Source organism: Pseudoxanthomonas putridarboris (assembly GCF_038321125.1).
Lineage (GTDB): Bacteria > Pseudomonadota > Gammaproteobacteria > Xanthomonadales > Xanthomonadaceae > Pseudoxanthomonas_A > Pseudoxanthomonas_A putridarboris.
Genome location: NZ_JBBWWT010000007.1, coordinates 65836 through 83672 on the forward strand (window position 1 = coordinate 65836; position 17837 = coordinate 83672).

Genomic DNA, 17837 nt, shown 5'->3' on the forward strand with positions numbered 1-17837 from the left:
CATGTCTCCGCCACGCGCCGCCTGACCCTGGGAGGGGACATGAGCCGCTTCGCCAGCTTCCGCGAGTTCTATCCGTTCTATCTCAACGAACACAGCAACCGCACCTCGCGCCGGTTGCATTTCATCGGCAGCTGCGGCGCCCTGCTGCTGGTGGCGTGGGCCATCGTCGACGGCAACGCGTGGTGGCTGCTGGGCGCGCTGGTCTGTGGCTATGCCTTCGCATGGATCGGGCATTTCTTCTTCGAGAAGAACAAGCCCGCCACGTTCAAGCATCCCTTCTATTCGTTCGCCGGCGACTGGGTGATGTTCAGGGACATCGTCACCGGTCGGATTCCCTTCTGAGTTCCCGCTCAGGCCGCATCCGCGATGCCGCATCGTGGATGCACCGCGAAGATGCCCGTTCCCAGGCCGCGCGCCGTTTCCAGGTGCCGGGCGGCGTCGCCGTCCGCCGACGGCAGCAGCAACTCCGATGTCATCACGCGGGCGCCGCAGTAGCCGAATATGCCGTGGTCGATCTGCGTCTTCATCGCGCCGAAGTAGCCATGGCGGGCATAGGTGCGCATGTCGGCCCCGCCGATGGCGACCAGGTGGACGGCCAGGCGCTGAAGCTTCTTCGCCAGTCGGCCCTCGGCGTCTTCGTCGTATGCCCAGCCGTTGGTGAAGACACGGTCGATCCATCCTTTCAGCAGGCCGGGCATCGACCACCAGTACACCGGGTAGACCAGCACCAGCGCGTCGGCGCGGTCCAGCCGGGCCTGTTCGGCGAGCACGTCCGCGGCGGGAGGCGCCTGCCGCAGGTGGACGGCGATGTCGTTCGCGTTGAAGCGCGGATCGAAGCCTTCCGCGGCGAGGTTGGCGATCTCGGCGGTGTGACCCGACGCGGCCACGCCTTCCGCGAGCCGCGCAGCCACCGCGTGGGTCAACGATTCCGGGCGAGGGTGGGCTGTGACGATCAATGCGTGCATGGGGAACTCCGTGAAGGCGGTTGGCGTGGCGGTGCGATTCTTATATACTAATAGTAACTTACTTTTGGTATATAAGCGGTGTCAAGCCACAGGCATCCCCGGCCACCCCAACTTCTTCCGCGCCAGCGCCTGGCGCGCGGGGACCGCCTGCGCCAGCTGTTGGACGAGGCATGGCGGCTGGTGCGCGAGGAAGGCACCGATGCGCTGACGCTGGGGCGGCTCGCCGAGCGGGCCGGTGTGACCAAGCCGCTGGTGTACGGCCACTTCGGCACCCGCGCCGGGTTGCTGGCGGCGCTCTACCAGGACTTCGATGCGCGGCAGACCGCGGCGATGGATGCCGCTTTCGCGGACAGCGAACCGAGGCTGGCCGCACGGGCGTCGGTGATCGCGTCTTCCTACGTGGACTGCGTGCTTTCGCAGGGGCGCGAAATCCCGGGCGTGGTGGCCGCGCTGGCGGGCTCGCCGGAACTGGCCGCGATCAAGCGCCAGTACCAGGAAGTGTTCATCGGCAAGTGCCGGGCGATGCTGGCGCCGTTCGCCGGCGGACTGTCGAAGGCGGTGTTCTGGGGCATGCTCGGCGCGGCCGATGCGTTGTCCGAGGCCGCGGTGGTCGGCGACCTCACCGCGGCGCAGGCCAAGCAGGAGCTTTTCGAGATCATCGTGGCGATGGTCGAGCGCGGCCGGCGAGCGGCCGCGCCTCACTCGTAGAACATCAGGAACGCCGCGGACAGGGGCAGCAGTCGGGCGGTCATGGGCGCGCGGGTCGGGGTGGGGACGGCAGCTTAGCGGCGTCCGCGCCCTTGTGCGGCGCGCATGCCCGCGGCACAGGACGTCGCTTGCCCACTGGCGGCTGAACGGGTAATCGCGCCTTCACGTGGCCTCAACCGGGCGGCCGGTAGTTTCACAAACCTGAAGCCAAAAGGAGCCGTCATGCGCCACAGTCAGGAAACCGCGGGGTTGGTCTTGGTGGTGGAAGACAATCGCAATATCTCGGAGATGATCGGGGAATACCTGGAAGGTCGCGGTTTCGAGGTCGACTACGCCACGGACGGCCTGGACGGGTATCGCCTGGCGGTGGAGAACAGCTACGACGTGCTGGTGCTGGACCTGATGCTGCCGCGCCTGGACGGCATGGAAGTCTGCAAGCGCCTGCGCAACGAGGCGCGCAAGTCCACGCCGGTGCTGATGCTGACCGCGCGCGACACGCTGGACGACAAGCTCACCGGACTGAGTTCCGGCGCCGACGACTACCTCACCAAGCCGTTCGCCATCCAGGAACTGGAAGCGCGCCTGCGCGCGCTGATCCGCCGCGAGCGGCGGCAGGTCGGTGCCGAAGTGCTGAAGGTGGCCGACCTAGTGCTGGATCCGGTCAGTATGCGCGCCACCCGCGGCGGCACCGAACTGATGCTCTCGCCCATAGGCCTGCGCCTGTTGACCATCCTGATGCGCGAGTCGCCGCGCGTGGTCACCCGGCAGGAGATCGAGCGCGAGATATGGGGCAACGGGTTGCCGGATTCGGACACCCTGCGCAGCCACCTGTACAACCTGCGCAAGGTCATCGATAAACCCTTCGACAAGCCGTTGTTGCATACCGTGCAGAGCGCCGGCTACCGCATCGCGGACATCGGCTGACCGCGGCAGTGCGGGCACGGCATAATCCGGCCTTCGTCTGACGGACGCGCCATGCCCCACGGCCTGCCCCGCAAACTCCGCATCGCCTTCATCCTGCAGGCCGTGATGGTCAGCCTGGCCATCGTGCTGGGCGTCTACCTGATCTCGGCGGTCATCAAGCACAGCCTGATGAACACCGCGTTGCAGGAGGAGGCCAGCCATTTCTGGCAGCTCTACAGCGCGTCCACCGCGCAGCCGCCGCCCAACACGCACAACCTGCGCGGCTACCTGGTGGTCAAGGGCCATTCCAACCTGGTGCTGCCGGAGAACCTGCGTGGGCTGAAGCCCGGCTTCCACGAACTGAAGGCCGACGATCTGCTGGTGCTGGTAGACGAACAGCCCGCCGGACGCCTCTACCTGGTGTTCCTGCGCTCGCAGGCCGAGCGGCTGGCGTTCTACTTCGGCACGTTGCCCATCATCATGACGCTGGTGGCGATCTACCTGGTGTCGTGGCTGACCTACCGCGCGTCCAAGCGGCTGGTGTCGCCGGTCAGCTGGCTGGCGCGACAGGTGGCCGAATGGGACCCGCGCCGGCCCGACGTCAGTGGGCTGGGACCCGAGCGGCTGCCGAAGGAAGTGCAGGGCGAGGCCCGGCAACTGGCGTCCGCGCTGCACGGGCTGGCCCAGCGCGTTTCCGCGCACGTGGCCCGCGAACGCGATTTCACCCGCGATGCCAGCCACGAATTGCGCACGCCATTGACGGTGATCCGCGTGGCCAGCGACATGGCGATGGCCGAGGACTCGCCGCCGCGGGTGGCCCGCGCGCTGACCCGCATCCAGCGCGCCGGCCGCGACATGGAGGCGGTGATCGACGCCTTCCTGATCCTGGCCCGCGAGGCCGAGGTCGAGCCGCAGAGCGAGGATTTCGACGTGGCCGACATCGTGCTGGACGAGGCCGAGAACGCGCGCGCGCTGCTGCTCAACAAGCCGGTGGACCTGGAAGTGACCTGCAACGCCAAGCCGCGCCTGCACGCGCCGCCGCGGGTGTTCCAGGTGGTGGTCAGCAACCTGCTGCGCAATGCCTGCAGCTATACCGACCAGGGCCGCATCGACGTGGTGCTGGAACCGGACCGGGTGATCGTGCGCGACACCGGCATCGGCATGGCGGCCGAATCGATGACGCGGGTGTTCGAGCCGTTCTACCGCGCCGACCCAAGCCGCCCGCACGGCAGCGGACTCGGCCTGTCCATCGTCAGCCGGCTGTGCGACCGCTTCGGCTGGAAGATCGAACTGGACAGCGAACTGGGCCGGGGCACGGCTGCGACCATCCGCTTCGTTCCGTAGTCCCTATCGTTAACCGATCCCAACGGGAACCGGGCCTGCAATGGCGCTGTCAACCGGCGTGCCTGTAGTACGTTAACCCTTCCGTCCCCTCCCTTCCCGAGCCGACTCACTGCATGAGCCAGCCCCCGCGCACCGCACTCCGCAAGAAATCCTCCCTGCTGCCCCGCCTGCTGGCCGGGGTGGCCGTCGTCGCCATCGCCGGCGCGGGCCTGTGGTTCTGGAACTCGCGCAAGAACGAGGCGGCCGAAGGCGCCTACCGCACCACCACGGTGGAACGCGGCGACATCCGGGTGGCGATTTCCGCCACCGGCACCCTCAGCGCCATTTCCACCGTCACCGTGGGCAGCCAGATTTCCGGCCAGGTCACCGACGTGCTGGTCGACTTCAACAGCGAGGTGAAGAAGGACGAGGTGCTGGCGCGCATCGACCCCAGCACCTATGAGGCGCAGATCGAGCAGGGCAACGCGCAGATCGCCAGCGCCCGGGCCAGCCTGCGGCAGGCGCAGGCCACCCTGCGCAACGCGGAACTGGATTACCAGCGCAAGGCCGACCTGGGCAAGCAGCAACTGGTCGCGCAGAGCGACGTGGACCTGGCGCGCGCCGCGCTGGACCAGGCCCGCGCGCAGGTCAACGCCTCGCAGGCGCAGATCCAGCAGCAGACCGCAGCCACCCAGACCACGCGGGTCAACCTGGACCGCACGGTGATCCGTTCGCCGGTGGACGGCGTGGTGCTGACCCGCACCATCGAACCCGGCCAGACCGTGGCGGCCAGCCTGCAGGCGCCCGAGTTGTTCACCATCGCCGAAGACCTGAGCAAGATGAAGATCGAACTGGCCGTGGACGAGGCCGACATCGGCCAGGTCAAGGTCGGGCAGGCGGTGTCGTTCACCGTGGACGCCTTCGCCGACCGCCAGTTCCGTGGCGAGGTGCAGCAGGTGCGGCTGGCGGCCACGACCACCAGCAACGTCGTGACCTACCCGGTGGTGGTCAGCGTGGACAACAGCGATGGCACGTTGTTGCCGGGGTTGACCGTCAACGCCGAGATCGAGGTCAGCAAGCGCGACAACATCCTCAAGGTGTCCAATGCGGCGCTGCGCTACAAGCCCACCGGCGAGCAAGCCGGCGCGACCGTCGCCACGCAGCAACAGGCGGGGCAGCCGCGCGGCGGCGGCATCAGCGACGACCTGGCGCGCGTGGCCGGCGCGTTGCAGCTCAAGCCCGAGCAGCAGGCCGCCTTCGATGCCGCCGCTGCGGCTGTGCGCGAACGCCAGGCGGCGCGCACGGCGCAAGTGCAGCAGGGCGGCGCCAGCATGTTCGGCGGCGGCCCCGGCGGCGGACCGCGCGTGGTCGTGTCCTCCGGTGCGGGCAGTGGCGCGATGCAGGCGCAGATCCGCCAGCGCATGGTCGAGCGGATGCAGCAGGACTTCGCGCCGTTCCGCGCCACGCTGGACGACGCCCAGCGGCAGCGCTGGGACAGCGAACTGCGCGCCCTGTTGGGCGCCAGGCGTGCGCCGCTGTACAAGCTGGTCGCCGGCAAGCCGGAACAGGTGCAGGTGCGCGTGGGCGCCAGCGACGGCACCAGCACCGAGGTGTCCGGCGACATCAAGGAAGGCGACGTGGTGGTCGTCGGCGAGCGTGCGAAGGAATGAGCGCGCCTCTTCCCGACACCGTCCCGGTCATCCAGACCTTCGGGTTGAGCAAGGTCTATTCGCCCGGCAGCGAGGCCGAGGTGGTCGCGCTGAAGGGCGTGGACATGCGGGTGGGGCGGGGCGACTTCGTCGCCATCATGGGGCCGTCCGGTTCCGGCAAGTCCACGCTGATGAACCTGATCGGCTGCCTGGACACGCCCAGCACCGGCAGCTATCTGTGCGACGGCATCGACGTGTCCACGCTGGACGCCGAGGAACTGGCGATCCTGCGACGGGAGAAGATCGGTTTCGTCTTCCAGGGCTTCAACCTGCTGCCGCGGATGAGCGCGCTGGAGAACGTCGCCATGCCGCTGGGCTACGCCCAGGTGCCGGTGCCCGAGCGCGCTGCGCGTGCTCAGGAGGCGCTGGCCGCGGTGGGCCTGGCCGAACGCGCCGGGCACAAGCCCAGCGAGTTGTCCGGCGGCCAGCAGCAGCGCGTGGCCATCGCGCGCGCGCTGATCAACAAGCCGCCGATCCTGCTGGCCGACGAACCCACCGGCGCCCTGGACAGCAAGACCGGCGAGGAAATCCTGTCCCTGTTCAAGCGCCTGCGCGACGATGACCACACCGTCATCCTGATCACCCACGACCCCGAAGTGGCCGCGCACGCCGATCGCATCCTGGTGATGCGCGACGGGGAGTTGCACGAAGAGCCGGGATCGGGGAGACGGGATTCGGGATTCGGAGGAGCCACGCCATGAAGACCTCGCATCCCGCCCTGCCGGAACAGGAAGCCGCTTTGCCAATCCCCAATCCCCAATCACGAATCCCATGAATTTCTCCGACATCCTGCGCACCGCGATCTATGCGCTGCGCGGCAACTGGATGCGCAGCGCGCTGACTTCGCTGGGCGTCATCATCGGCATCGCCGCCGTCATCGTGATGGTGTCGGTGGGGCAGGGCACGCAGGCGGAGATCGACAAGCTGGTTTCCGGCCTGGGTTCGCAGCGGCTGGACATCAGCCCCGGCGCCGCCCGCGGCGGCGGTGGCGTGCGGATGAGTTCCAGCAGCTTCTTCACCCTCAACCAGGGCGACGTGGACGCCATCCGCAACGAGATACCGGAAGTGCAGTACGTGGCCGGCGCGCTGCGCGGCAACACCCAGATCGTGTTCGCCGAGAACAACGCCAGCACCAGCTGGCAGGGCGTGCAGGCGGATTTCTTCGACATCAACGGCTGGACCATCGCCAACGGCGAGGGCTTCGACGCGCAGGACTATTCCAGCGCCGGCAAGGAAGTGATCCTGGGCGAGACGGTGCGGCGCACGCTGTTCGGCGAGGACAGCGGCGTCGGCCAGACGGTGCGGCTGGGGCGCGTGCCGTTCACCGTGGTCGGCACGCTGGCGCCGAAGGGGCAGGGCGGCTTCGGCCAGGACCAGGACGACGTGATCATGGTGCCGCTGGAAACCGCGCGCCGCCGCCTGCTGGGGTCGATGGGCCTGCCGCCCGGCGCGGTGATGCAGGTGGCGCTGACGGTGGCCGACGCCAAGGACCTGGGCTACGTGCAGGGCGAGGTGGAAGCGCTGCTGCGCCAGCGCCACAAGATCGCGCCCGGCGCCGAGGACGATTTCAACGTCCGCAACATCTCGGAGATCGTCGCCACGCGCACCGCCACCACCAAGCTGATGTCGCTGCTGCTGGGCGCGGTGGCCACCATCTCGCTGATCGTCGGCGGCATCGGCATCATGAACATCATGCTGGTGTCGGTGACCGAACGCATCCGCGAGATCGGCCTGCGGATGGCGGTGGGCGCGGGGCCCAGCGACGTGCGCAGGCAGTTCCTGGCCGAGGCGATGCTGATCTCGCTGATCGGCGGCGTGCTGGGCATCGGCATCGGCATGGTCGGCGCGCTGCTGGTCGGCAGGTTCAGCGAACTGCCGGTGGCGTTGAACGGACAGGTGATCGGGCTGGCGGCCGGCTTCTCCATCGCCACCGGCCTGTTCTTCGGCTATTACCCGGCCCGCAAGGCGTCGCAGCTGGATCCCATCGAAGCGTTGCGTTCGCAATAGGCCATCCGTGGGGTGGCAGGGCCCGCCGGCGGGAGTATGCTGGCAGCCCGTTGCGTCGTTCGGTGGCCGGATGCCATGAGTGCACGTCAACTTCGCAGGCCCCTGGCGCTGGCCATCCATGGCGGTGCCGGCGTGATCGAGCGGCAACTGCTGGGCGCCGCGACCGAACGCGCCATCCTGGCCGACCTGGACCGCGCGCTGGATGCCGGCCATGCGGTGCTGGCCACCGGCGGCAGCGCGCTGGACGCGGTGGAAGCCGCGGTGGCGCGGCTGGAGGATTCCCCCTATTTCAATGCGGGACACGGCGCCGTGTTCACGGCCGATGGCCGGCACGAGCTGGACGCCTCCATCATGGACGGCCACGGCCGCCGTGCCGGCGCGGTGGCCGGCGTGTCCACGGTGCGCAATCCCGTGCGGCTGGCGCGCCGCGTGCTGGAAGACTCTCCACATGTGTTCCTGATCGGCGGCGGCGCGGAGCAGTTCGCCGATACGCAGCCCGGCATCGAGCGCGTGCCCAACGAATGGTTCGGCACCGATGCGCGGCGCGAACAACTGCGACAGGCGCAGCAGCGCGAACAGAACGCCTGGCAGGCCAGCCAGGACCTGCGCGGGAAATACTTCGGCACCGTGGGCGCGGTGGCGCTGGATGCGCATGGCCACGTGGCCGCGGCCACGTCCACCGGGGGCATGACCAACAAGCGCTGGGGCCGCGTGGGCGATTCGCCGCTGATCGGCGCCGGCACCTGGGCCGACGCGCGCTGCGCGATATCGTGCACCGGCTGGGGCGAGTTCTACATCCGCAACGCGGCGGCGCACGACATCGCCGCGCGCGTGGCCTATCGCGGCGATCGCCTGCAGACGGCCACCGAGGACGTGATCCTGGGCGAAGTGCCCGCGCACGGCGGCGATGGCGGAGCGATCGCGCTGGATCGCGAAGGCCATGTCGCCATGGCGTTCAGCACGTCGGGCATGTACCGCGGGTGGATACGGCCCGACGGCACGCGCGGCACCGCCATCCACCACGACCCTTGATGCGTAGGAGCGCCCCACGGGCGCGATGCTTTCCGCACGATGACGGAAAAAGCATCGCGCCCATGGGGCGTTCCTACCGGGTAACGGTCGTGGCATGCCACCATGGCGCAATGGACCTGGACACCTACCGCCAACTGCGCGCGCAGGCCCTGCGCCTGTGCCGACGCGCCGAGGACGCGGAAGACCTGGTGCAGGATACCCTGATGGCCGCGCTCGCGGCGGGCCGTTGCGACCTGCCATGGCTGTCGGGCGTGCTGCGCCGGCAGGCGGCGTTCGCCGCGCGGACGGCGGCGAGGCGTCGGCAGCGCGAAGCTCGGGCATCGGCGGACTCCGAGGATGACAGTGTTGCCGACAGCGCTTCCGGCGATGCCGCCACGCACGCACAGGTGCGTGCCCCGGCCTGGATGGAGGCACTGCCGCCCGCCGCCCGCCGGGTCGCCGTGCTGGCACTGCATGGCCTGTCGGCCGACGAGATCCGCTGGATATTGCGGATCGAACCGGCGGCGTTCCGCCAGCGCCTGACCACGATCCGCAAGGCCCTGGCGGTCCAGCCCGGCGACGTCCGCGCCGAAAGCATCGCACTGGCCTACCTGCGCGATCCGGCGCGCAGCGTCGATCTGCCGTTCGGGTTGGCGCGCCGTGCGCTCATGGCGGCGATGCGGGTCGGCGAGGGGCTGGGCACGCACGATGCCGATGGCCACCTGATCCTGATCGATGCGCCTGCTCACGCTTCGCCTTCCCGCGGCAACGGATAGACGGGACCAACACAGGAGGATTCCCGATGCTGACGAATTGCAAGATAGGCGCCATCGTTTTCTTCGTCTCCGACCTGGCCCGGTCGGTGGCGTTCTATCGCGACACGCTGGGTCTGCCGGTCGAACCGCTGGACGGCCACGACGGGCCCTGGGCGATGGGCGAAGTGGGCGGGCTGACGCTGGTGTTCATCCCGCGCCCGGCCCGCATCGGCGAATCGCCGGTGGTGGTGTTCAGCCTGGAGGGCGGCATCGACGACTATGCCGACGCACTGGCGGCGAAAGGCGTGGAGATCGTGGTGCCGGTGAGCGAATCGCCCGATGGCGGGCTGTCGATGGATTTCCTGGACCCGGACGGCAACGCGCTGAGCCTGCACCAGCCGCCGGGCGCGGCACGGAGGGCCTGACCGCGAACGAGTGCCTGGCGCCGGCTGTCGGCGCCAGGCCTTAAAGCCTGTTCACGATCTCGATAAGCGCGGCCGGTATTCGAGAAAAAAGACCCGTCATTCCGGCGCAAGCCGGAACCCAGCGACTTTCATTGAGTCGACGCGAGCATTCCGAAGAGCAAAGACACTGGGTTCCGGCTTGACCAGCCATTCGGCTGTTGAAAGCCGCCGGAATGACGAACTCCTTTTTTTCGAGATCGTGAACAGGTTCTTAGGCGGCCCACTCCGCCATGCGGCGCTGCATTTCTTCGGGCGATACGTCTTCCACGTGCGTGGCCAGCGACCACTTATGGCCGAAGGGGTCGATCACGGTGCCGATGCGGTCGCCCCAGAATTCGTTCTTGACCGGCCGGTCCGCCGTGGCGCCGGCCTTCACCGCGCGCGCGTAGGCGGCGTCGGCATCCTCCACGTAGATCAGGAAGGTGGACGTGGGGCCGCCGCGCGTACTGGGCGACAGGGCGTTCAGGTCGGGGAATTCGTCCGCGATCATCAGTGGGGTATCGCCGATGCGGAATTCGGCATGGCCGATCCTGTCGCCCATCGGCAGCCGGTACAGTTCCTGCGCACCGAACGCATCGCGGTAGAAATCCAGCGCGCGCGTCGCGTCGTCGACGATCAGGTACGTGGTGACGGTGTGGTAGCCGTCGGGCTTGTACGAGGTGGTATGCATGGCCGGGGACTCGCGCGGCGGCGGGAGCCCGAACATACGGCGGTGGGGGTTATGCAGGTGTGGAGGAGGTTGGGTGTTGAAGGGTGCGGAATCACTCTGCACCGAAAAGTGAGTTCGGTTTGAGTAAATTTTCAGACTGCGACTGTCTAATATTCGTTGTATTTCTTGGCGCTACCACGCACGAGCTCCGCCGGATATTTTGTCTCATTAATTTCGAGCTTAGCCGAGGCGCACTCAAGAGGGTCAAGCCCAAATTTGTCGGCAAGGTTCACCAAATACAACTGCACATCTCCAAGCTCGTCTCTAAGGCGTGCGAGTTTGTCGGCACTCAGCTGTGTGCTTTCCTTTTCTGTGAGCCAAAGAAATATCTCAAGAATCTCCGCTGCTTCAGTGGCTAGGCCTGCAGCAAGGTTCTTTGGTGAGTGAAACTGGGCCCAATCACGGGCAGCAACAAAGGCTCTTAGTCTTTTCTGTAGTTCCGGGACTGAGCTCATGGCAATAGTTCTGGCTCACGATGTTTCAGGAATGTGCGGAGTTGTACTTCATGTTCTGGATTGAGGCGTTTGAAGGTCATAACTGCCGAGTACTCCTTTGCAGAAATACCAAGTGCTTCTTGTAGATTGAACGGGCGGTTGACCCGCTGTGTGTCGCGACACTGAACAAGATAGCGCCACCGCCCCTCTGTACCTGGCCAGTACCGCTCCGATTCGCCCGGTTGTATGTGGCGTATTGAATCAAGCACCATGACATATTGAATTTGGCGCTCGTTCTTATCGCAGTCCGCGCGGTTCTTGCTGACAAGGACGATCTCGCCCATATGCCAGTCGCGAGGCTGACCTCTAAACGCATGCTTCTGATTCTTCACGACACTGGCAAGCGTCGCCCCTGAAGTCTTGAATAGGAACATGGTCAATCCTTATTGCGAGAAATTTTGAGCAGCCCATCTAGCGAATATACGGCGCGATCACCCGCTGCCAGATCTCGTAACCAGCCCGGTTCATGTGCAGCCGATCCTCGATGAACAGCGCCTCGTTCGGTTGTCCGCTGGCGTCCAGCATCGGCGTGAAGATGTCGATGTAGTCCACGCCCAGCCGCTGCGCCTCGGCCTGCACCAGCGCATTGGCCTCGCGCTGCGCGGGCAACAGGTGCGCGCGGGAGGGGCTGGGCTTGGTGCTGATGTAGGCGGTCCTGACGTCCGGCAGGTCCCGGCGCACGCGTTCGACGAACGCGCGGAAGTCGTCGCGCAACTGCCGCGGGCTGCGGCCGGCGTTGAGGTCGTTGTCGCCGGCATAGAGCAGGATCTGCCGCGGCGCATAGGGCACGATGATGCGGTCGGCGTACCAGGTACTGTCGCGCAGTTCCGAACCGCCGAAACCGCGATTGATGACCGGCACGCCGGGGAAGTCCTGCGCCAGCGCCTCCCAGAAGCGGATCGACGAACTGCCGATGAACAGCACCGCGCCGCGCGGTGGCGGCGACTGCGCGTCCGCCGCCTCGAACTGCTGCATGTCCTGCTCCCAGTTCGTACTGGAAACCTGTTCCGGCACCTGCGGCGGGGCGGCCGGCGCGGTCGCGGCCGGCGGGGCACTGGTGCAGGCGGCCAGCAGCAGGGCCAGGGCGAGCGAAGAGAGGGCGTTCCAGCGGACATTCCAGCGACCCGGGGACATATGCGATGACTCCAACGAAAGGCAGGGGATAGTGGACCAGCCGTGGCCCGGCGATGCAAACCGGGCTCGCGGACGGCGGCGGCAGGCGCCTTGTGGCAAAATTGCGCCTTTCCACCCGCGCCACTCGCTCCACGGCGCCGCCTTCTGGTCGCCAGGCCGGGATGGTGTCGACCGACCGCCCTTTGCCCGCTGATTGCCTGGACTCCATGGCCGACGAAACCGGACACCTCCCCCGCGGCCCGGGCCGCATCCTGAAAGCCGCGGTGTGGTCGCTGCAGGGCCTGCGTGCGGCATGGCTGCACGAGTCGTCGTTCAGGCTGGAGGTCTACCTGCTGGCCGTGCTGGTGCCGTTGGCGCTGTGGCTGGGCCAGGACGGACTGGAACGCGCGCTGATGATCGGCAGCTGCCTGCTGGTGCTGGCGGCCGAACTGCTGAACTCGGCGGTGGAAGCGGTGATCGAACGCTACGGCCCGGAACACCACGAGTTGGCCGGCCGCGCCAAGGACATGGGTTCTGCGGCGGTGTTCGTGCTGATGATGAATGTCCTGTTGTGCTGGGCCCTGATCCTGGCGCCGCGCTTTTTCTGAAACCACGCTTTTCCGAATTGATCCCATGAAGGTGTTTTCCCGATGATGGAGTTGCTTACCGATCCGCAGGTGTGGATCACACTGGTCACGCTGAGCGCGATCGAGATCGTGCTGGGCATCGACAACCTGGTGTTCATCTCCATCGCCGTCAGCAAACTGCCGCCGCACCAGCGCGAAGTGGCGCGCAAGTTCGGCATCGCGGTGGCGTGCATCACCCGCATCTGCCTGCTGCTGACGCTGGCCTGGCTGGCCGGACTGACCCAGGACCTGTTCACGCTGTTCGGCCAGGGCATCTCGGTGCGCGACCTGGTGCTGATCATCGGCGGCCTGTTCCTGCTGGTGAAGGGCACCAAGGAAATCCTGGAACTGGTGAAGGGCGAGCCCGAGTCCGAAGACGTGCACACGCGTCCGGCGGTGTCGTTCGCCGGCGTGATCGCGCAGATCGCGGTGATCGACATCGTGTTCTCGCTGGATTCGGTGATCGCCGCGGTCGGCATGGCCAACCACACGCCGGTGATGGTGGCGGCGATCCTGCTGGCGGTGGCGGTGATGCTGCTGGCGGCCAAGCCGCTGGGCCAGTTCATCGACAACAACCCGACCATCAAGATGCTGGCCCTGGCCTTCATCGTGCTGGTGGGCGCGTACCTGCTGCTGGATGGCTTCGAGATGCACATCCCGAAGGGCTACCTGTACGGCGCGATGGGCTTCTCGGCGGCGGTCGAGTGCCTCAACCTGTGGGCGAAGAAGCGCGCCAACCAGCGCATGCTGCGCGAGTAGGCGGCTCGGGGCCTGCGGGTTCAATGCCATCGAAAGGCCCTTCGTTCGCGGAGGGCCCTTTTTCCTTGGGTATCCGGATTCCAGTGCGGGGCTGTCCTTCTCCCTGCTGACGGGGAAAGGGATACGGTTCGGTTCCCCGCCAACCCACGGCACCCAATTCCGGACACCTCTCGCTTCACCTGTTTCTAACAAGCGGGCACGATGCGAGCGTTCGTTGAACAGCGCTTGCGCCGATGGGGGCAAGGTGCTGCAATCCACGCAGTTTCGTCTCCTTGGAGAACCGTGCCATGCGTCAGGTACCGCGCTTGTGGTTGCTCGTCGTGCTGACCGCACTGCTTTCCGGTTGCGGCTACAACACCATCCAGCAGAAGGACGAGGCGGTGAAGGCCGGCTGGTCGGAGGTGTTGAACCAGTACAAGCGCCGCGCGGACCTGATTCCCAACCTGGTGAAGACCGTGCAGGGCTACGCGCAGCAGGAGCGCCAGGTGCTGACCGAGGTGACCAACGCGCGCGCACGGGTCGGCCAGATCCAGGTAAACGCGGACGACGCGGCGTCGCTGCAGCAGTTCCAGCAGGCGCAGGGCGAACTGTCCGGCGCGTTGTCGCGGCTGCTGATGGTCACCGAGAACTATCCGGACCTGAAGTCGGACCAGTCCTTCCGCGACCTGCAGGCGCAGCTGGAAGGCACCGAGAACCGCATCACCGTGGCGCGCGGCCGATACATCCAGACCGTGCAGGACTACAACACCTACATCCGTTCGTTCCCGCAGGTCATCACCGCCAAGATCTTCGGTTACAAGGAAAAGCCCAACTTCACCGTCGAGAACGAAGCGGCGATCTCCGAAGCGCCCGCGGTCGATTTCGGCGCGCCAGCGCCCGCCGCATCGCCAGAGCCGCAGTCCCCGCCGCCCGGCAACTGACCGGTACCACGGCGCCATGTCGGTGCGTGCGCTGGCGCTCTCGCTCTGCCTGCTGCTGTCCTGCGCGCCGGCATGGGCGCAGCCGCTGGCGGGCATTCCCGCACTGGATTCGCCGGTGGTCGATACCACCGGCACGCTGGACGCCGCCCGGAAGCAGCAACTGGAACAGCAGGCGCTGGCCCTGCAACAGCGCAAGGGCAGCCAGTTGCAGGTGCTGATGGTGCCCACCACGCAGCCGGAAACCATCGAGCAATACGCGGTGCGCGTGTTCGAGCAGTGGAAGCTCGGCCGCAAGGGCGTGGACGACGGCGTGCTGCTGCTGGTGGCCAAGGACGACCGCCGCGTGCGCATCGAGACCGGTTACGGGCTGGAGGGCGCCATCCCGGATGCCGTCGCCAACCGCGTGATCCAGGAATACCTGGCGCCCAGGTTCCGCACCGGCGATTTCGGCGGCGGCATCGCCGATGCGACGGCGGCGCTGGTGAAGCTGATCGATGGCGAGCCCTTGCCGGAACCGGTCAGCACGCATCGCGCCTCCGATGGCGAAGGGCGTGGCGGCGGCCTGCTGTTCGCCCTGTTCGCGGCCTTCATCGTGGCGACCATCGTGCGCGGCATGTTCAGCCGGGCGCCGTCCGGCATCCGAGGCCTGTTCACCGGTGGCGCAGCGGGCGGCGTGGCCTTGCTGCTGTCCTCGCTGTTCACGGTCGGCGGCATCGCCGGCGTGCTCGGCCTGCTCTACGGCCTGATGTCGGTGTCCACCCGCGGCGGCTACGCCCGTCATCGCGATTGGGGCGGCTGGGGAGGTGGCGGCGGTGGCTGGGGCGGAGGTGGTTTCGGCGGCGGCGGGGGCGGCTTCGGCGGGGGAGGCTGGAGCGGCGGTGGCGGCATGTCGGGAGGCGGTGGCGCCTCGGGGAGCTGGTGATGCGCGTCTTCCGCCATCTGTTCGCCCGTTCCGCGCGCCGGCTGTTCCCTGAGGCCAGCCTGCAGCACATCACCGAGGCCATCGCAGAGGGCGAGCGCCGGCACCGGGGCGAGGTGATGTTCGCGGTGGAATCGGACCTGCCGGTCAGCGCGGTGCTGAGTGGCGTGGAGCCGCGCGAACGTGCGCACGAGGTGTTCGTGCGGCTGCGCACCTGGGACACCGAGGGCAACAACGGCGTCCTCATCTATCTGCTGCTGGCCGACCACCGCATCGAGATCGTCGCCGACCGGGGGTTGAATGGGCGCGTCAGCGATGCGCAGTGGCGCGAGGTCTGCCACCTGATCGAAGCCGGCATGCGCGAGGACAGGGCCGAGCAGGCGATCATCGAGGGCATCCATGCCGTCTCGGACCTGCTGGCGACGCATTTCCCGCAATTGGAAGGCCACGCCGACGAGGACGAGCTGCCCAACCGGCCGCATCTGCTGGATTGATACCCCCGTAGGAGCGCCCTGGGGCGCGATGCTTTTCCTTGTCTTGGCCAAGAGCATCGCGCCCGAGGGCGCTCCTACAGGCAACTGCAGGATTTGCAGGAGCGGCCTCGGCCGCGATGCTTTTGGCGGAAAGGCCGGAAGGGCAACGGCATCGCGCCTCGGGGCGCTCCCACGGACAGCACGTCAAGCGGCGGCCGGGCCGGAGTCATCCACGCATGGGCGGAGTGGGGCAAAATAGCCCATCCCCACCGGCCACGCCGAGGCGCATGATCTACCTCCACCAGATCGATCCGATCATCTTTTCGCTGGGCCCGGTCAAGCTGCACTGGTACGGGCTCATGTACCTGCTGGCGTTCCTGGTGGCATGGTGGCTGGGGCGGGCGCGCGCCGCGCAGGGGCGGCTGCCGGGTGTGGACGCCAATGCGTTCTCCGACCTGATGTTCTACGGCATGCTGGGCGTGGTGCTGGGCGGGCGCATCGGCTACGTGCTGTTCTACGGCTTCGACGGCTTCCTGCAAAACCCCTTGTCGATCTTCAAGGTGTGGGAAGGCGGCATGAGCTTCCACGGCGGCCTGCTGGGCGTGATGGCCGCGGCGCTGTGGTGGTCGCGCAAGCACAGGCTGCATTACTTCGACACGATGGATTTCGTGGCGCCGCTGGCCCCGGCGGGTCTCGGCTTCGGCCGTATCGGCAACTTCATCGGCGCGGAACTGTGGGGCAAGTACACGCAGGCCGGTTGGGGCGTGATCTTCCCCACCGATCCCAGGCTGCACGATTTCACCCCCGCGCAGTTGCAGGCCGAATACGCCGCCGGTGCGCTGGACCAGTTCGCGCGGCATCCGTCGCAGCTCTATCAGGCGTTGCTGGAAGGACTGGTGATGTTCGTCGTGTTGTGGACGGTGTCGCGCAAGCCGCGCCCGCGCTACACGATCTCCGGCCTGTTCGCGTTGATGTACGGTGTGTTCCGCTTCATCGTGGAATTCGTGCGCGTCCCGGACGAGGGCGTCTATGTCGCGTGGGGCTGGCTGACCAAGGGCCAGATCCTCAGCGTGCCGTTGATCCTGCTGGGCCTGTACCTGCTGTGGCTGTCGCGCCGTTCGCCCACGCTGCAGCCCGTGGTTTCAGCCGCCCCCGCCGGGAAGGAGCAGCAAGCATGAAGCAGTATCTGGACCTGTTGCGCCACGTGCTGGAGCAGGGCGCCGAAAAGTCCGACCGCACCGGCACCGGCACGCGCAGCGTGTTCGGCTGGCAGATGCGCTTCGACTTGAACGAAGGCTTCCCGCTGGTCACCACCAAGAAGCTGCACCTGCATTCCATCGTGCATGAGCTGCTGTGGTTCCTGAAAGGCGAAACCAACATCGCCTATCTGAAGGACAACAAGGTCAGCATCTGGGACGAGTGGGCCGGTGCCGATGGCGAACTGGGCCCGGTCTACGGCAAGCAGTGGCGCCGCTGGGCCACGGCCGAAGGCGGCGAGATCGACCAGATACGTTGGGTGGTGGACGAGATCAAGCGCAACCCCGATTCGCGCCGCCTGATCGTGTCGGCGTGGAACGTGGCCGACCTGCCGAAGATGGCGCTGATGCCGTGCCACACCATGTTCCAGTTCTACGTAGTGGACGGCAAGCTCAGCTGCCAGCTGTACCAGCGCAGCGGCGACATCTTCCTGGGCGTGCCGTTCAACATCGCCAGCTACGCGCTGCTGACGCACATGGTGGCGCAGGCGTGCGGACTGGGCGTGGGCGACTTCGTGCATACGCTGGGCGATGCGCACCTGTATTCGAACCACTACGAGCAGGCGCGCGAGCAGCTTTCGCGCACGCCGCGCGCGCTGCCCAGGCTGCACCTGAACCCCGACGTCACCGATCTGTTCGCCTTCGCCTACGACGACATCGAGATCCACGGCTACGACCCGCATCCGGCCATCAAGGCGCCGGTGGCGGTGTGAAAGGCCGGGA

At 67.1% G+C, this 17837-nt stretch carries 22 protein-coding genes; 17 read left to right on the plus strand and 5 right to left on the minus strand.

The features are described from left to right. Positions 1–39 precede the first annotated feature (39 nt). Positions 40–342 carry an Mpo1-like protein gene (locus AAD027_RS14515; protein ID WP_341726742.1) on the plus strand — a complete coding sequence of 101 codons (303 nt, stop codon included), beginning with the start codon at positions 40–42 and terminating at the stop codon, positions 340–342. Between the two features lie 8 nt (positions 343–350). Here the strand turns inward: AAD027_RS14515 and AAD027_RS14520 are convergent, their stop codons facing one another. After that, entirely contained in the window at positions 351–965 is a 615-nt protein-coding gene (locus AAD027_RS14520) for an NAD(P)H-dependent oxidoreductase (RefSeq protein ID WP_341726743.1), read from the minus strand. A gap of 159 nt (positions 966–1124) precedes the next feature. On the opposite strand from AAD027_RS14520, the gene AAD027_RS14525 reads away from it, so the two are divergent. From AAD027_RS14525 to AAD027_RS14565, 9 genes are all read left to right on the plus strand, one after another. Further along, positions 1125–1673 carry a TetR/AcrR family transcriptional regulator gene (locus tag AAD027_RS14525; RefSeq protein WP_341726744.1) on the plus strand — a complete coding sequence of 183 codons (549 nt, stop codon included), beginning with the start codon at positions 1125–1127 and terminating at the stop codon, positions 1671–1673. A gap of 222 nt (positions 1674–1895) precedes the next feature. Beyond that, a complete protein-coding gene (locus tag AAD027_RS14530) occupies positions 1896–2597 on the plus strand; it encodes a response regulator transcription factor (RefSeq protein ID WP_056879702.1) in 702 nt (233 codons plus the stop codon). A gap of 51 nt (positions 2598–2648) precedes the next feature. Beyond that, positions 2649–3920, plus strand: coding sequence for a sensor histidine kinase (locus AAD027_RS14535; protein ID WP_341726745.1), 1272 nt, complete (start codon positions 2649–2651; stop codon positions 3918–3920). Positions 3921–4033: 113 nt separating this feature from the next. Further along, positions 4034–5569 (plus strand): efflux RND transporter periplasmic adaptor subunit, encoded by a 1536-nt coding sequence (locus tag AAD027_RS14540; protein ID WP_341726746.1) that lies wholly within the window; start codon positions 4034–4036, stop codon positions 5567–5569. Continuing rightward, positions 5566–6309: an ABC transporter ATP-binding protein gene (locus tag AAD027_RS14545; protein WP_341726747.1), complete on the plus strand. Its 744-nt coding sequence runs from the start codon at positions 5566–5568 to the stop codon at positions 6307–6309. The genes AAD027_RS14540 and AAD027_RS14545 overlap by 4 nt, the downstream gene beginning before the upstream one ends. Before the next feature lie 70 nt (positions 6310–6379). Beyond that, the gene (locus AAD027_RS14550; protein ID WP_341726748.1) at positions 6380–7615 is read left to right on the plus strand and encodes an ABC transporter permease; all 1236 of its coding nucleotides are present in this window, start codon (positions 6380–6382) and stop codon (positions 7613–7615) included. A gap of 75 nt (positions 7616–7690) precedes the next feature. Continuing rightward, positions 7691–8647, plus strand: coding sequence for an isoaspartyl peptidase/L-asparaginase family protein (locus tag AAD027_RS14555; protein WP_341726749.1), 957 nt, complete (start codon positions 7691–7693; stop codon positions 8645–8647). A 110-nt stretch (positions 8648–8757) separates the two neighbouring features. Next, complete coding sequence (locus AAD027_RS14560) at positions 8758–9402, plus strand: sigma-70 family RNA polymerase sigma factor (protein WP_341726750.1); 645 nt, start codon at positions 8758–8760, stop codon at positions 9400–9402. A gap of 26 nt (positions 9403–9428) precedes the next feature. Next, a complete protein-coding gene (locus AAD027_RS14565) occupies positions 9429–9806 on the plus strand; it encodes a VOC family protein (protein WP_341726751.1) in 378 nt (125 codons plus the stop codon). 250 nt (positions 9807–10056) lie between these two features. Here the strand turns inward: AAD027_RS14565 and AAD027_RS14570 are convergent, their stop codons facing one another. From AAD027_RS14570 to AAD027_RS14585, 4 genes are all read right to left on the minus strand, one after another. Beyond that, positions 10057–10515 (minus strand): VOC family protein, encoded by a 459-nt coding sequence (locus AAD027_RS14570; RefSeq protein WP_341726752.1) that lies wholly within the window; start codon positions 10513–10515, stop codon positions 10057–10059. A 146-nt stretch (positions 10516–10661) separates the two neighbouring features. Further along, entirely contained in the window at positions 10662–11009 is a 348-nt protein-coding gene (locus tag AAD027_RS14575; protein WP_341726753.1) for a nucleotide pyrophosphohydrolase, read from the minus strand. Beyond that, positions 11006–11422, minus strand: coding sequence for a hypothetical protein (locus AAD027_RS14580; protein WP_341726754.1), 417 nt, complete (start codon positions 11420–11422; stop codon positions 11006–11008). Before AAD027_RS14580 ends, AAD027_RS14575 begins: the two co-directional genes overlap by 4 nt. Positions 11423–11459: 37 nt before the next feature. After that, positions 11460–12182, minus strand: coding sequence for an SGNH/GDSL hydrolase family protein (locus tag AAD027_RS14585; protein WP_341726755.1), 723 nt, complete (start codon positions 12180–12182; stop codon positions 11460–11462). A 206-nt stretch (positions 12183–12388) separates the two neighbouring features. On the opposite strand from AAD027_RS14585, the gene AAD027_RS14590 reads away from it, so the two are divergent. From AAD027_RS14590 to AAD027_RS14620, 7 genes are all read left to right on the plus strand, one after another. Then, positions 12389–12769, plus strand: a complete 381-nt coding sequence (locus AAD027_RS14590; RefSeq protein ID WP_341726756.1) for a diacylglycerol kinase — start codon at positions 12389–12391, stop codon at positions 12767–12769. Between the two features lie 42 nt (positions 12770–12811). Further along, positions 12812–13546 carry a TerC family protein gene (locus AAD027_RS14595; RefSeq protein ID WP_341726757.1) on the plus strand — a complete coding sequence of 245 codons (735 nt, stop codon included), beginning with the start codon at positions 12812–12814 and terminating at the stop codon, positions 13544–13546. A 287-nt stretch (positions 13547–13833) separates the two neighbouring features. Next, positions 13834–14466: a LemA family protein gene (locus tag AAD027_RS14600; protein ID WP_341726758.1), complete on the plus strand. Its 633-nt coding sequence runs from the start codon at positions 13834–13836 to the stop codon at positions 14464–14466. Between the two features lie 16 nt (positions 14467–14482). Continuing rightward, positions 14483–15388: a TPM domain-containing protein gene (locus AAD027_RS14605; protein WP_341726759.1), complete on the plus strand. Its 906-nt coding sequence runs from the start codon at positions 14483–14485 to the stop codon at positions 15386–15388. Next, the gene (locus tag AAD027_RS14610) at positions 15388–15879 is read left to right on the plus strand and encodes a TPM domain-containing protein (protein WP_341726760.1); all 492 of its coding nucleotides are present in this window, start codon (positions 15388–15390) and stop codon (positions 15877–15879) included. The genes AAD027_RS14605 and AAD027_RS14610 overlap by 1 nt, the downstream gene beginning before the upstream one ends. Before the next feature lie 266 nt (positions 15880–16145). Then, positions 16146–17036 carry a prolipoprotein diacylglyceryl transferase gene (gene lgt, locus AAD027_RS14615; RefSeq protein ID WP_341726761.1) on the plus strand — a complete coding sequence of 297 codons (891 nt, stop codon included), beginning with the start codon at positions 16146–16148 and terminating at the stop codon, positions 17034–17036. Beyond that, positions 17033–17827 carry a thymidylate synthase gene (locus tag AAD027_RS14620; RefSeq protein WP_341726762.1) on the plus strand — a complete coding sequence of 265 codons (795 nt, stop codon included), beginning with the start codon at positions 17033–17035 and terminating at the stop codon, positions 17825–17827. Before lgt ends, AAD027_RS14620 begins: the two co-directional genes overlap by 4 nt. The last annotated feature ends 10 nt before the right edge of the window (positions 17828–17837 follow it).

What these genes read in the sequence shown, in the direction of transcription:
- AAD027_RS14515 (WP_341726742.1), top strand. Translation starts at nt 40, where the DNA reads ATGAGCCGCTTCGCCAGCTTCCGCGAGTTCTATCCGTTCTATCTCAAC.
- AAD027_RS14520 (WP_341726743.1), bottom strand. Translation starts at nt 965, where the DNA reads ATGCACGCATTGATCGTCACAGCCCACCCTCGCCCGGAATCGTTGACC.
- AAD027_RS14530 (WP_056879702.1), top strand. Translation starts at nt 1,896, where the DNA reads ATGCGCCACAGTCAGGAAACCGCGGGGTTGGTCTTGGTGGTGGAAGAC.
- AAD027_RS14535 (WP_341726745.1), top strand. Translation starts at nt 2,649, where the DNA reads ATGCCCCACGGCCTGCCCCGCAAACTCCGCATCGCCTTCATCCTGCAG.
- AAD027_RS14540 (WP_341726746.1), top strand. Translation starts at nt 4,034, where the DNA reads ATGAGCCAGCCCCCGCGCACCGCACTCCGCAAGAAATCCTCCCTGCTG.
- AAD027_RS14545 (WP_341726747.1), top strand. Translation starts at nt 5,566, where the DNA reads ATGAGCGCGCCTCTTCCCGACACCGTCCCGGTCATCCAGACCTTCGGG.
- AAD027_RS14550 (WP_341726748.1), top strand. Translation starts at nt 6,380, where the DNA reads ATGAATTTCTCCGACATCCTGCGCACCGCGATCTATGCGCTGCGCGGC.
- AAD027_RS14555 (WP_341726749.1), top strand. Translation starts at nt 7,691, where the DNA reads ATGAGTGCACGTCAACTTCGCAGGCCCCTGGCGCTGGCCATCCATGGC.
- AAD027_RS14560 (WP_341726750.1), top strand. Translation starts at nt 8,758, where the DNA reads ATGGACCTGGACACCTACCGCCAACTGCGCGCGCAGGCCCTGCGCCTG.
- AAD027_RS14565 (WP_341726751.1), top strand. Translation starts at nt 9,429, where the DNA reads ATGCTGACGAATTGCAAGATAGGCGCCATCGTTTTCTTCGTCTCCGAC.
- AAD027_RS14570 (WP_341726752.1), bottom strand. Translation starts at nt 10,515, where the DNA reads ATGCATACCACCTCGTACAAGCCCGACGGCTACCACACCGTCACCACG.
- AAD027_RS14575 (WP_341726753.1), bottom strand. Translation starts at nt 11,009, where the DNA reads ATGAGCTCAGTCCCGGAACTACAGAAAAGACTAAGAGCCTTTGTTGCT.
- AAD027_RS14580 (WP_341726754.1), bottom strand. Translation starts at nt 11,422, where the DNA reads ATGTTCCTATTCAAGACTTCAGGGGCGACGCTTGCCAGTGTCGTGAAG.
- AAD027_RS14585 (WP_341726755.1), bottom strand. Translation starts at nt 12,182, where the DNA reads ATGTCCCCGGGTCGCTGGAATGTCCGCTGGAACGCCCTCTCTTCGCTC.
- AAD027_RS14590 (WP_341726756.1), top strand. Translation starts at nt 12,389, where the DNA reads ATGGCCGACGAAACCGGACACCTCCCCCGCGGCCCGGGCCGCATCCTG.
- AAD027_RS14595 (WP_341726757.1), top strand. Translation starts at nt 12,812, where the DNA reads ATGATGGAGTTGCTTACCGATCCGCAGGTGTGGATCACACTGGTCACG.
- AAD027_RS14600 (WP_341726758.1), top strand. Translation starts at nt 13,834, where the DNA reads ATGCGTCAGGTACCGCGCTTGTGGTTGCTCGTCGTGCTGACCGCACTG.
- AAD027_RS14605 (WP_341726759.1), top strand. Translation starts at nt 14,483, where the DNA reads ATGTCGGTGCGTGCGCTGGCGCTCTCGCTCTGCCTGCTGCTGTCCTGC.
- AAD027_RS14610 (WP_341726760.1), top strand. Translation starts at nt 15,388, where the DNA reads ATGCGCGTCTTCCGCCATCTGTTCGCCCGTTCCGCGCGCCGGCTGTTC.
- lgt (WP_341726761.1), top strand. Translation starts at nt 16,146, where the DNA reads ATGATCTACCTCCACCAGATCGATCCGATCATCTTTTCGCTGGGCCCG.
- AAD027_RS14620 (WP_341726762.1), top strand. Translation starts at nt 17,033, where the DNA reads ATGAAGCAGTATCTGGACCTGTTGCGCCACGTGCTGGAGCAGGGCGCC.